The sequence below is a fragment of the Rhizobium aureum genome (assembly GCF_030182495.1).
GTDB lineage: Bacteria > Pseudomonadota > Alphaproteobacteria > Rhizobiales > Rhizobiaceae > Rhizobium > Rhizobium tropici_C.
The window spans coordinates 1,186,494-1,198,520 of record NZ_JAQJCI010000001.1 but is presented as its reverse complement, the minus strand read 5'-3'; the positions used below and the strand labels follow the sequence as shown (position 1 = coordinate 1,198,520).

The following is a 12,027-nucleotide window of genomic DNA, read 5'->3' as shown; positions in this document are numbered from 1 at the left end:
CTTTTGACGATGCATGCCGAGGACATCTGGCATGCAATTGACGAAAGAATATTCGGGCCTGCTGGGCATTGCCTTGATCGCGATCAATAGAACGGCGCTACGGGTTTGGCTGCTCTTGGGAGGTTTCCAACCTAGCTCTCATTTGTCGTTATCGCATGTTGCGCTTTGACGGCCTGACTTGCGCCAACTCGGTCGATAAGCACAGAAGACCGGGCGTGGCGTACGACGTAGTCGACGGTCGAGCCGAAGATATGGTCGAATATATCTGAGGTATGGGCAGCGACGACGATCAGATCCGCTTCTCTTTCCTCGGCGATCTTCAACAGCGTCCGCGATGCAGAGCCGGATCGCACATGAATGAATGCCGGTATGTCGAGATTTTTGCACAGTGTGCTAAGTTTTTCCTCTGCCTCACCTATCACTGAAATTGCCCAGCTGTCAGGACATTTTTGCTCGGCGGGGAAGCGCTCGACGATATGCGCCACCGTCAATTCGCCTTCCGGCGCCAACAGCGAGTAGGAGGTTCGCAGAAGATGTTCGGCGCGCTCACGCGATCCAAGTCCGATTGCGCAGATGATCCGTGCATACATTGCCGTCTCCTTAAAATATGTCGGTGCCCGAACGGCAGATGAATTCTGTCCGCAACCCCCTGGCATGCGCTTCCCTGAGAAGCCGGTCGGCGCTCATCACGTCGACGACAATATCCCCGGCGAAACATTGCGCCAGGGGAGACAATAGAGTCTCGCGTATCCACGCCTCAGCGCGAGGAGAAATAGCATTGATCTGCCATCGCGTTTCATCGAGGCGGGTGAGGCGAAAATCGCAATGGTCGCTGTGCATCGGCGCATAACCGGCGCCTGCGAGCAGCGCTTCCTCATTTCGGGTGGTGACAGGGTCATGGGGCATTTGCTCTCCCTCCGATATGGCATTCTCGCTATTCTTTCGAAGATGCAAGACAGGCTGAGACAGCTCGCAAGGATGGTTCGCGCCGTCCAGCTGAGCATTGATCGCAATCAAAGAAGCGCAATTTCACCTGATACCCGTAAGAAAGCTGAGCATCGGCCGAAAGCGAGGCAGCCTCCCATCGCATTTCTTGATCCAACGCAATGCCGCATACTGGCATGACGGCGATGGTATCGACAGTTGTAACGCTATGAGGCCGTCGCAAACCGCCGCAACCGCGGACGGCTCGAAGAGGGCGAAAGTTGCTCGGCCCCGCTGGAGAAGAAGGCGCCTATGGCATCCCCTGAAAATACCGGCCAAACCTGGCGTATAAAGATGACAGGCGAATTCTGGTCCCGACTGAGGGAGCATCCGCTTGCACGCGTCGGACCTGGTCTGATCACTGGAGTTGCCGACGACGACCCGAGCGGAATTGCGACCTATTCGCAAGCAGGAGCGCAATTCGGGCTCAACATGCTGTGGACGATGCCGCTCACCTTCCCCTTGATGGCGGCAATCCAATCCATGTGCGCTCGAATTGGACGCGTGACCGGCAAAGGGTTGGCCGCAAACATCAAGACGGCCTTTCCACCGTCGATACTTCGAGGCGTTGTGGCGCTTCTACTTGTCGCAAATATTCTAAATATTGGCTCCGACGTCGCAGCCATGGGCGAAGTCGCGGAGCTGGTTATCGGCGTCAATCGTCATGCCATGACGATCTTCTTTGTGGTCGCCACCTTGCTGCTTCAGGTTTTGGTTCCCTATCACCGCTATGTTGTATTTCTGAAATGGTTGACACTATCGCTGCTGGCCTATGCCGCCGTCTTGTTTACGATGCATGTTCCTTGGGGTGAGGTTGGCTTGAGGACAATATGGCCCGACCTTTCCTTCACGTCCGATGCCGCGGCAGTCGTCACGGGGGTTTTCGGTACGACCATCAGCCCATATCTTTTCTTTTGGCAGGCATCCGAGGAAGTCGAAGATCTGGAGCGCAAATGGGGCGGCGTTGCTCTCATGAAGGGCAGCCCGAGCGCCAATGCAGAACTGCGACGCATTCGCTGGGACACATGGAGCGGAATGTTCTATTCCAATATCACCGCCTACTTCATCATTCTGACAACGGCCATGACGCTCAATGTTGCCGGCATCACCCAAATCAATACGGCCGCCGAGGCCGCCAGCGCACTAAAGCCGCTCGCAGGCGACTTTGCCTTCATTTTGTTTGCCCTCGGAATTCTGGGGGTCGGTTTGATCGGCGTGCCGGTCTTGGCGGGGTCGGGGGCCTATGCTCTTTCCGAGGCGATGGGATGGAGAGAAGGGCTTGAGCTGAAACCGGCAGACGCGCGCGGTTTCTATGGCGTGATTGCTGTCAGTGTGCTTGCCGGCATGATTATCCAATATTCGCCCGTTAGTCCTATGAGAGCCTTGTTTTGGAGCGCTGTCATCAACGGCGTTGTCGCTGTCCCCCTCATGGCGGTTGTGATCCTTCTTGCCTCCAGCAAATCCGTTATGGGTGATTTGACCGCCCCTCGATCGATCGTAATTCTCGGTTGGGTTGCAACAGCTATTATGGGCTTGGCGGCGATTGGCATGATTATTCCCGGATAGACATTGTCACCATTCTGGAGGCCATACGATCGAAGATCGTCCACCAGGCAAGCAAGGCAGACCGCCTTGATTGGCGCCGTTGATCGAAATCGTTTGCTTGGATAAATGCCTGGCAGGAGAGCTCGATCAAACGTCGTATTGAAACCGAATGCCAATATCCGCGGGCGGATCCTTCCAGATGAGCGCAAACCTCTCACGGACGATATCAAATGCAGGGTGCGACGGTGTCGCATGTCCTTGCTTTATCAGGGCACAAGCACCGCAGCGCCCTTGATCTTTCCATCGCGTAATCGTCTCAAGGCCTCGTTTGCATCGTTCAGCGCAAAGGGCGAAATTGTGGTACGCACCGGGATCTTTGCCGCGATCGCCAGAAATTCATTCCCGTCTCTTCGCGTGAGGTTGGCGACGGAGCGCACGACGCGTTCTTCCCACAAAATATTATAGGGGAAGCTCGGTATGTCCGTCATGTGAATGCCGGCGCAGACAACCGTGCCGCCCTTGGCCGTGGCTCTCAACGCAGCCGGCACGAGTTCGCCGGCAGGTGCAAAGATCAAGGCGGCATCGAGCGGTTCAGGTGGCAGCGTGTCGGATCCAGACGCCCAGATTGCGCCAAGTTCGCGGGCGAAGGCTTGCCCAGCGACGTCGCCCGGTTTGGTGAATGCGTAGACCTGCTGCCCGTGATAGCGAGCGACCTGAATGGCAATGTGGGCGGCGGCTCCGAAACCATAGAGGCCGAGCCGAGGTGCATCGCCCGCCAGTCTGAGAGCGCGATAGCCGATCAATCCGGCGCAAAGTAAAGGCGCTGCCTCGACATCGCTAAATTCAGCCGGAATAGGAAAGCAGAACCGCTCGTCGGCGATCGCATATTCGGCGTAGCCACCGTCGATCTGATAGCCCGTAAAGCGAGCCTTTGAGCAGAGGTTCTCACGTCCGCTCTTGCAATAGATGCATTTGCCACATGTCCAGCCCAGCCAAGGTACTCCGACACGGTCACCGATCCCAATAGTCGTTATTTGTGCCCCCAGCGCGGTAACGGTGCCAACTATCTCATGGCCCGGGACGAGGGGAAGCTTTGGATTGGCAAGCTCACCGTCGACGACGTGCAGGTCGGTGCGACACACACCGCAGGCGCAGACTCTGATTTGCACTTGATGACGCCCCGGGCGCGGAAGCGCTTTCTTCTCGTCGAGCCGCAGCATCTTATGGGCGCTATCTAAGATCATCGCGCGCATGATAACGGCCTCCCAAAGGTTCGTCACGATATCGTAGCATGTTCTGATGTGGCGTGGTGCCCCGTCAAAACAAAGGGGATATCTTGAGGCTGGAAATTCAAGAAGGCCTCGGTTTTCATTGCTGTTGCGCGCGCCGAGCCGCCTGATACGTGATTGTCGCCCTTTTGTGAGAAAAATGCCATCGCCGACTTTCGGCCAATCTGAGCCAGCCGCAGGCTCTGGTCGCAGGCATCGTTCATATCGACCATAAGCCGGTCCATGTTTCCTGTGAGCCAGTCGCTGCAAGCTGCGATGATCACGACAGGATTGCGTGAATGGAATATGATATCAGTGGTTTTTATGGCAGCGTCTATGGTTGCCTGTCTGCGCTTCATCCACGTGGTGCTGACCGTCCAACCTTCTTCAAGCAGCTCGGCCTGCTCTTCCAAGAGGATTTTCATTGGTGTTTGCCATGCCTCGACGAAGCTTCCTATGGTTGAGGGCGGCAATGTCACAGCGCCGTTTTCAGTCTTCAGCAGATCAGTCATTTCAGGATCTCCTTTCTTGAACATGTGTTTTATCGTCAGGGCAAATGCGCCACAGGGCGCGCAAACGCTATACCGCCAGGGAATGGCGCACCTCGTCCGTATGCAAATAGCGATCGAACTGGGCCGCAATCGACCTGGCGAGGATGCGGCTATCCCTCTTGATGAAGAAGCCATTGGTGTCTGCGATGAAATGCGGCGATGCCCGTGCTAGCATGGCTGCCTCGCGTAAAATGCGTTCTGACTGTTTACCGAACCTGTGACGCAAGACGGTGGTGGAAAAGCCGAAGTCGCACATCAAGCGTTCAATAACCCAAGCGCGCAGACGATCCTCGTCGGAAAGGGAAAATCCGCGGGCGACAGCAAGGCCACCTGCTGCGACAATGCGGCTAAAAAGAGCGGTTGAAGGCACGTTTTGCGCATAGCCCTCACGAAACCGGCTGATCGAGGAAGGGCCAAGGCCAATGAGCGTTTCGCAAGAATCGTCCGTATAGCCCTGAAAGTTTCTTGCCAGACGGCTCTCGCGCGCCGCGATTGCGAGGCTGTCCGTGGGCAGGGCGAAATGATCGATGCCAATCGGTTGGTAACCCGCCGCGGCTATGAGCGTCGCTGCGCTCTTTGCCTGCTCGAACCTCAAGTCGGGGCCGGGTAGCGCGGTCTCATCGATCATCGTCTGGTGCTTCTTGAACCAGGGCACGTGGGCATAGCCGAAAATCGCAATGCGGTCCGGCCCTAGCGACAGTGCCAGGTCGATGGTCTTGCCAAGCGTTGTAAGTGACTGAAACGGCAGGCCATAGAGCAGGTCGATGTTGACGGACCCAACCCCGCGGGTTCGTACCCCGTCGATGACACGACGCGTCGCTTCAAACCCCTGTTCGCGGTTGATTGCCTTCTGAACATGGGGATCGAAGTCCTGTATGCCAAGGCTTGCCCGCGTCATTCCGACCATGGCCAAAGCATCCAGCCGCGCCTCGTCCATATCGTTAGGGTCGATCTCGATGCTGACGCTTGCATCCGCTGCGATCGTGAAGCTGGCATGCAATTGCTGGAACAGACTTTGCAGATCGTCGGGCCTGATCATAGTCGGCGAGCCCCCGCCGAGATGGATCGCACGCACGATACCTCGGCCCGCGAGGTGCCGGCCAAGCACGGTGATTTCCGCATGGAGCGTCGCTAGATAATCGGCAAGGGGAGCATATCGCAGCGTCTGCTTCGTATGACACGCGCAGAACCAGCAGAGCCGGTCGCAGAAGGGGATATGCAGATAGAGCGAGATTGCTTCATCGGCGGCAATTGCATCGATCCAGCCTGCGACCGTCGTTGAGGTGACCCCATCATGGAAATGCGGCGCTGTTGGATAGCTGGTGTAGCGCGGCACCTTCATGTCGATCAGGCGATGATTTGGGACAGTTGTCATTTTCATAATTCCAGGATGGCGCCGTTGTGCAGCCGGACGGGGCGATGAGTCGAGATCACGAGAATGCGGTCGTTCAGGTGATCGGCAAGGCGAGCGAGGATCCGTCGACCCTGCGCTGCATCGAGATGCTCGGTCGGCTCGTCGAGCAGCACGACCGGCGTATGTGCCAGGAAGGCGCGCGCTAGATTGAGCCGCTGCGCCTCGCCGAGCGAGAGCATATCCTGCCTGATCCAAGCATCGAGACCGCCCGCATCTCGCATACGCGCGTCGAGCTCAACGGCCGCGAGGGCACGCCACATCGTTTCGTCGGTATCCGAGGGATCGAAAAGGTTGGCTCTGACGGTGTCCTCAAGAATGGTCGCATCGTGCAGGACGACAGTCGTCATGGCGCGTCGCTGCGCCGCCGAGAGGCTTGTTCCCGGTCCATCGAATATGTCTTCGCCGATCCAGCCGGCAATCTGCTTCAAGAGGCTCGATTTGCCGCTGCCGCTGGCGCCGACCAGGACGGTCGGAAATCCCGGTTTCAAACAAAGCGCAATCGGCCTATCGCCGATCGGGGCGCCCGACGGAGAAATTCGCTGGAGGAGCTCCTGTCGGAGCTCGGGCGGTGTCTTGTCTTTCGAACAAACTGCCGGGGCCTCTGCATCGCGCTTCCACTGACGGATCTCTGTCCAGGCGGCTTTGCGCCGCAGATTGGCGACCTGAATTCGGGATGCTCCATTCATGGCTTCGCCGAGTGCAAGCCACGCAAATCCGAGCGCAATCGGCAGGAGCATCATTTCACCACGGGCGCCTGCAAGCCACGCGGCAACAATGACGCTGAAACCGGCGATCGGGCCAATGAGGGAAGCAAGCGCATCAAATCCTGATTGCAGGCGACGCAAGGCGGATACTTGGCTATCGGCTTCGCGTAAGGCGCTCATGGCAAAGTGGCATTGTTCGTTCCAAAGACGTTCGGCCTTCAAGGCAACAGCTGAAGCCATGATGGCTCCCAGTCGCTCCGCACCGCTTCGACGTTGGCGCCGCGCCAGCGACCAGAGGACGGCGCCGGATTTTGTCAGTCTGCGGGCAACAATGACGCCAAGCGACAACATGATGACGATGGGCAACAGCGACAATGGCGCGATGATGGCGCAGCCAATGAGAAGTGACGCAAGGCCCATTGTCAGCGTGAACAGCGGAAGGTTGGCGCGCAGGCATGCATAGTCGACATCGTCAACGTCATCCAGATAATCGGCGAGGCGGGCCTCGTCGCCAAGCTGCCAGCCGGCGCTGCGCACGGCCGGTGCCGCCGCCATGGCCGCAAAAAGGTCCACCCGGCGATGGATCTGATCGTTCAGTGCGGCCTTATGGCCGATAAGGCGTTCGCCGTAACGTGCCGCCGTGCGTCCGATGGCGAACAGGCGGATGAACGCCGAAGGAATATGGAAATTAAAGGTGGCGGCCGCCGCCGTCAGTCCTACCGTCGCGACGGCGCCCAAAAACCAGGCGGAGACTCCACCCAGTAAAATGCCGCAACCAAGAGCGCAGCAGCCCAGCAGCGTCGCCCGCCGCCACTGCTTCCTCGTTGCCAAGAAGGGGGCGCCGATCATGCAGCCACCTCGATACTTTCGTTGTTTGAAAGATTGATTGTGAGCCCCGCGTTGCTCGCCAGTTCCTTGTCATGGGTAGCAACGATCACCAGCCGGGAGCGCGCTATCTGAAGAAGCGCGTGCCGCACGAGGGCAGATGTCGTTGCGTCAAGTTTGGCCGTTGGCTCATCAGCGACGACCACTTTTCCCGAAAGAATGCAGCGGGCTACGGAAATGCGAAGTCTCTGGCCGCCTGAAAGATTGCCACCGCCGCGCGCAAGCGGCGCATCGAGGCCACCCGGCAGAAGCGCATCGTCAAGGAGAGCAACCGCGCTTGCGGCATCGAGCAATTTTGTCTGCGATACGGGCGGGAGCCCCCATGCGATCGCCTCTCCAAGGGTGCGCCCCGCAACGAAGCTGTCGGTCGAAACCCATGCGATCTCCCGTGAAATCGACTGGGCAGGACTTGCTGTTGGTTCCAACCGCGAAAGCCGGCGCAGCAGAGTCGACTTGCCGCAGCCACTCGGGCCGACGATTGCAACGAGGCCGTGTTCGGGCAGGGGAGGAAGGGGGCGGTTCAGCGCGCGGACGGCTATCGCCTCGGGAACCTCGACGTTGAGCAACCGGTCGAGTGCTCTCGCTGCTGCGAGCCCCTCCGCCTTGGCGTGATATTGTTCCGAGAACCGCCTGAAAGGCGCAAAATAGTCAGGGGCGATCATTAGGATGAACAGGCTTTGCCACAGCGCGAGATTGGAAAAGCCTGGGATCATCGTCAATTTGAGATGCCCAAGGCCGAGAAAGACGGCGAGCACGGCGATCGATAGCGAGGCGAAAAAGTCGATGATGCCGGCATTGATGAATGCAATGGCGAGAACGCCCATTGTCTCCTGCGCATAGGTCTCAAGCCGGGCGGAGAGTTTGTTCTCTTCCTCGGCAAGCGCGTGATTGGCCAGAATGGTCGGTAATGCCCGGATGCGATCGGCAAATTGACCCGCCAAACGGCCGAAGGCCCGTTCCTGAATTTCCGCGCGGCCGCGGATCGCATCGCCCACCAATGCAAAGAACAGGATCATGACTGGCGTCAGACAGATGATCAGGACAGCAGCCTGCCAGGAAACGAGCAGGAGCATGGCTGCGGCCGCGAGTGGACCAATTCCCATCATCAGGGAGGCCATGCGATGGCCGATGACGAGCGATGCCACCGACTCCGGATGGCGCTGCATGGCGACAACCAAAGTCCCGATGGGCAGTTGGTGCAATTGTCTTGGTGGCATGGCGTCTAGTCTTCTTCTTGCGAGATCACGCAACCCCGTCGCGATTGAGGCCTCCGCTTTTGCCTGGAGCGTGTCGCCGAACAATCCGACTATGGCTGAGCAAGCGAGAAGGCCGATCGCGAGGATCGGTAGCCACAGATCAACCGTTTGTTCCATTACCAGCCGCCCAGCGCCTACGGCGGCGACTGCCGAGAAGCCCAGCCGCAGAAGCAGGCGCATTAACTGAAGCGTAAACACAGTTTGCAGGCTGCCTTTCGCGCCGTTGCGCGCAAGCGCGAGCATGTCGATCTTGTCAGCGCCGCTGCGGGCGCATCCTGGGTTTTCTGCTGATGCCTTGTCTTTGCTCATGCCGCTCTTTTGACATCGATCGGCGTACTTAAGGTTGATCTATGTCAACTCGGGAGAGGATCGTTCGCGCTAAAAAATGGCGACCAAGAAAGGATCTATCTATGTTCGACCCACTCCTTGTCGACCTATCCCGGCTGCAGTTTGCGCTTACTGCGCTGTATCACTTCCTCTTCGTGCCGCTGACGCTTGGCCTCTCAATCATGATCGCGATGATGGAAACGGTCTATGTGATGACGCGGCGAACCATCTGGCGCGACATGACGAAATTCTGGGGAGTGCTCTTCGGCATCAACTTCGCGCTCGGGGTTGCGACGGGCATTACCATGGAATTCCAGTTCGGCATGAACTGGGCTTATTATTCCCATTATGTTGGTGACATCTTCGGCGCGCCGCTGGCAATCGAGGGCCTGATGGCCTTCTTCCTCGAGGCAACTTTCGTCGGCCTGTTCTTCTTTGGCTGGGATCGCCTTTCGCCACGCGCCCATATGATCGTGACCTGGTTGATGGCGCTTGGCACGAATTTCTCGGCGCTCTGGATCCTGATTGCCAATGGATGGATGCAGAATCCGGTGGGCTCGGCCTTCAATCCCGATACGATGCGCATGGAAGTGACGGATTTCATGGCCGTTTTGTTCAATCCTGTCGCGCAGGCGAAGTTCGTCCACACAGTTTCGGCCGGTTATGTCTGTGCCGCGGTTTTCGTCCTTGGTGTTTCCGCCTGGTATTTTTTGAAAAATCGGCATGTCGCGCTCGCAAAGCGTTCCTTTGTCATTGCCGCGGCTTTCGGCGTGGCCTCCTCCCTTTCGGTTATCGTGCTGGGTGACGAGAGCGGCTACGCATTGACCGATAACCAGAAGATGAAGCTCGCCGCCATTGAAGCCATGTGGGAGACGGAACCTGCACCTGCATCCTTCACCGCGTTCGGAATTCCAAGCCTGATGGACCACAAGACCCACTATGCAGTCCATGTTCCCTGGGTCATGGGACTGATTGGCACCCGGTCGATAGACAAGGAAATTCCGGGCATTAACCAGCTGGTGGCGAAGGCGGAGGAACGCATCCGCAATGGTTTGGTCGCCTATGATGCGCTTGAGAAACTGAAGGTGAATCTGGGGGACGGTGCAGCACGGACGATTTTTGAGGCAAAATCCCAAGATCTCGGCTATGCCCTGCTTTTAAAGCAGTATGTCGAAGATCCGCGTACGGCGAGTGATCAGCAGATCAAGGATGCCGCGTGGTCGTCGGTGCCGCAGGTACCGTGGCTCTTCTTCTCCTTCCGCGTCATGGTGGTTTGCGGTTTTGCCCTGCTCATCCTCTTTGTCATCTCCCTCTGGTACACGACACGTGAACAAGACGCTCCGCGTTGGCTGTTCAACCTGGCGGTGGTTGCGATGCCATTGCCGTGGATCGCGGTCGAGCTCGGATGGTTTGTGGCGGAATTCGGTCGTCAGCCTTGGATCATCGATGGCATATTGCCGACCTTTCTCGCCACATCGGAGCTCGGTATCTACAATCTCGTCCTGACCATTGCTGGCTTTACTCTGGTTTACGGTGTGTTTGCTGTCATCGAGGTGCGGCTGATGGTGGCCGCCATCCGCAAGGGACCCGATGCAACGGTGCCGATGACCGGTCAGCGACCGGTCTCCACCGAGGAGGTCGAACCGGTGTTACAGGCCGGTCAATAGCCCAATTTAAAAGGAACCAACTCAATGATCGAATTTCTTTTCAGCTATGAAACGCTACGCGTCACTTGGTGGATTCTGCTCGGTGTGCTGCTTATCGGATTTGCCGTCATGGACGGTTTCGACATGGGCGTGGGTGCACTCCTGCCTTTTGTCGCGAAAACGGATCTTGAGCGCCGCGTTGCCATCAATACGGTGGGGCCAGTGTGGGAAGGCAATCAGGTATGGCTCATCCTGGGAGGCGGTGCGATCTTCGCCGCATGGCCCGCGCTTTATGCGTTGAGCTTTTCAGGGTTCTACCTTGCGATGTTCCTAGTGCTTCTTGCCCTCATCTTGCGACCCGTCGCCTTCAAATACCGCTCGAAGAAGCCAGAGAAGGCATGGCGCACGCGCTGGGACTGGGCGTTGTTCGTCGGGGGCGCCGTTCCGTCGCTGATCTTCGGGGTTGCCGTCGGCAACGCACTTCAGGGCGTGCCATTCCACCTGACCACGGATTTGCGCCCGATCTATGAGGGCACACTTCTCGGGTTGCTCAATCCGTTGGCACTGTATTGTGGCCTGGTATCGCTTTCGATGCTCGTCATGCATGGAGCGGCATGGCTTGCTTTCAAGGCCGAAGGCACCGTTGCAGAGCGCGCAAAGACAATCGGTTCCAAGGCAGCAATCGCTGCCGGTTTCCTTTTTGCTGGCGGCGGGGTTCTGGTCTGGCTTGGGCTACTCGGTGGCTATCGCGTCACGTCGCTCATCAAATGGGATGGCCCTTCTAATCCATTGCTGAAGAGCGTGACAAATGACGGCGGCGCGTGGTTAGCCAATTTCGAGGCTCACCCGATTCTCTGGTTGGTTCCCATCGTCGGCGTCATCGGCCCATTTTTCGTGGCACTCGGCTTTCGCGCCCGTCGCGAAGGCTTGACCTTTCTCGCTTCGAAGCTTTCGGTCGCTATGATTATCGCGACGGTCGGTCTGGCAATGTTTCCGATGATATTACCCTCAAGCACAAATCCGGCTCATTCGCTGACCGTATTCGATGCATCGTCCAGCCGCGCCACCTTGCGCAACATGCTTCTGGCGACGGTCATCTTCATGCCGATCATTCTTCTTTATACCGCCTGGGTTTACCGGACTCTGTGGGGCAAGGTGAGCGAAACGAGCATCGAGAAGGCTGGGCATTCAGCCTACTGAAAATATCGGAGATCAAGTTATGTGGTATTTTGCCTGGATTCTTGGGTTGGGTCTGGCCGCTGCAGTCGGCATTTTGAATGCGCTCTGGTACGAGCTTCGCGCGGTGCGCGAAGAACCGGCTGACGAAACGGTGCAGCTGCCTACGCCTTAGTCAAGGTACGCGTCATGAGAAAATCCCACTCGGTTCGCTGTCGTCGGGCCAAGTGGGATCAATATCGATGCCGGAAAACCGCAGCTTCGCGCGTTG

General features: G+C 57.7%; 11 protein-coding genes. 4 read left to right on the top strand and 7 right to left on the bottom strand.

Annotation, left to right across the window (positions count from 1 at the left end; all coding sequences use genetic code 11):
• Positions 1–131: 131 nt before the first annotated feature.
• Positions 132–590, bottom strand: coding sequence for a universal stress protein (locus tag PH552_RS05630; RefSeq protein WP_113251235.1), 459 nt, complete (start codon positions 588–590; stop codon positions 132–134).
• A 10-nt stretch (positions 591–600) separates the two neighbouring features.
• Positions 601–1,017 carry a hypothetical protein gene (locus PH552_RS05625; protein WP_113251236.1) on the bottom strand — a complete coding sequence of 139 codons (417 nt, stop codon included), beginning with the start codon at positions 1,015–1,017 and terminating at the stop codon, positions 601–603.
• Positions 1,018–1,236: 219 nt separating this feature from the next.
• Between PH552_RS05625 and PH552_RS05620 the strand changes: the two genes are divergently transcribed.
• Positions 1,237–2,550: an NRAMP family divalent metal transporter gene (locus PH552_RS05620; protein WP_113251237.1), complete on the top strand. Its 1,314-nt coding sequence runs from the start codon at positions 1,237–1,239 to the stop codon at positions 2,548–2,550.
• A gap of 245 nt (positions 2,551–2,795) precedes the next feature.
• Here PH552_RS05620 and PH552_RS05615 read toward each other — a convergent pair whose 3' ends face one another.
• The 5 genes from PH552_RS05615 to PH552_RS05595 form a co-directional block, all read right to left on the bottom strand.
• Positions 2,796–3,782, bottom strand: a complete 987-nt coding sequence (locus PH552_RS05615) for a zinc-dependent alcohol dehydrogenase family protein (RefSeq protein WP_113251238.1) — start codon at positions 3,780–3,782, stop codon at positions 2,796–2,798.
• A 23-nt stretch (positions 3,783–3,805) separates the two neighbouring features.
• On the bottom strand, positions 3,806–4,309 hold the full coding sequence (locus tag PH552_RS05610) for a hypothetical protein (RefSeq protein WP_113251239.1): 504 nt from the start codon (positions 4,307–4,309) through the stop codon (positions 3,806–3,808).
• Positions 4,310–4,376: 67 nt separating this feature from the next.
• Entirely contained in the window at positions 4,377–5,723 is a 1,347-nt protein-coding gene (hemN, locus tag PH552_RS05605; protein WP_113251240.1) for an oxygen-independent coproporphyrinogen III oxidase, read from the bottom strand.
• A 2-nt stretch (positions 5,724–5,725) separates the two neighbouring features.
• On the bottom strand, positions 5,726–7,315 hold the full coding sequence (locus tag PH552_RS05600; RefSeq protein ID WP_113251241.1) for an ATP-binding cassette domain-containing protein: 1,590 nt from the start codon (positions 7,313–7,315) through the stop codon (positions 5,726–5,728).
• A complete protein-coding gene (locus PH552_RS05595; protein ID WP_113251242.1) occupies positions 7,312–8,916 on the bottom strand; it encodes an ABC transporter transmembrane domain-containing protein in 1,605 nt (534 codons plus the stop codon). The genes PH552_RS05600 and PH552_RS05595 overlap by 4 nt, the downstream gene beginning before the upstream one ends.
• A 101-nt stretch (positions 8,917–9,017) precedes the next feature.
• On the opposite strand from PH552_RS05595, the gene PH552_RS05590 reads away from it, so the two are divergent.
• From PH552_RS05590 to cydX, 3 genes are read left to right on the top strand one after another with little or no spacing between them, the layout of a single operon-like run.
• Complete coding sequence (locus PH552_RS05590; RefSeq protein WP_113251243.1) at positions 9,018–10,601, top strand: cytochrome ubiquinol oxidase subunit I; 1,584 nt, start codon at positions 9,018–9,020, stop codon at positions 10,599–10,601.
• Positions 10,602–10,625: 24 nt separating this feature from the next.
• A complete protein-coding gene (gene cydB, locus PH552_RS05585; RefSeq protein ID WP_113251244.1) occupies positions 10,626–11,780 on the top strand; it encodes a cytochrome d ubiquinol oxidase subunit II in 1,155 nt (384 codons plus the stop codon).
• Positions 11,781–11,799: 19 nt separating this feature from the next.
• Entirely contained in the window at positions 11,800–11,931 is a 132-nt protein-coding gene (cydX, locus tag PH552_RS05580) for a cytochrome bd-I oxidase subunit CydX (protein WP_113251245.1), read from the top strand.
• Positions 11,932–12,027 lie beyond the last annotated feature (96 nt).

Bases quoted from the DNA above. Each gene is read 5' to 3' on its own strand.
- PH552_RS05630 (WP_113251235.1), bottom strand. From the start codon at position 590: ATGTATGCACGGATCATCTGCGCAATCGGACTTGGATCGCGTGAGCGC.
- PH552_RS05620 (WP_113251237.1), top strand. From the start codon at position 1,237: ATGGCATCCCCTGAAAATACCGGCCAAACCTGGCGTATAAAGATGACA.
- PH552_RS05615 (WP_113251238.1), bottom strand. From the start codon at position 3,782: ATGCGCGCGATGATCTTAGATAGCGCCCATAAGATGCTGCGGCTCGAC.
- PH552_RS05610 (WP_113251239.1), bottom strand. From the start codon at position 4,309: ATGACTGATCTGCTGAAGACTGAAAACGGCGCTGTGACATTGCCGCCC.
- hemN (WP_113251240.1), bottom strand. From the start codon at position 5,723: ATGACAACTGTCCCAAATCATCGCCTGATCGACATGAAGGTGCCGCGC.
- PH552_RS05600 (WP_113251241.1), bottom strand. From the start codon at position 7,315: ATGATCGGCGCCCCCTTCTTGGCAACGAGGAAGCAGTGGCGGCGGGCG.
- PH552_RS05595 (WP_113251242.1), bottom strand. From the start codon at position 8,916: ATGAGCAAAGACAAGGCATCAGCAGAAAACCCAGGATGCGCCCGCAGC.
- PH552_RS05590 (WP_113251243.1), top strand. From the start codon at position 9,018: ATGTTCGACCCACTCCTTGTCGACCTATCCCGGCTGCAGTTTGCGCTT.
- cydB (WP_113251244.1), top strand. From the start codon at position 10,626: ATGATCGAATTTCTTTTCAGCTATGAAACGCTACGCGTCACTTGGTGG.
- cydX (WP_113251245.1), top strand. From the start codon at position 11,800: ATGTGGTATTTTGCCTGGATTCTTGGGTTGGGTCTGGCCGCTGCAGTC.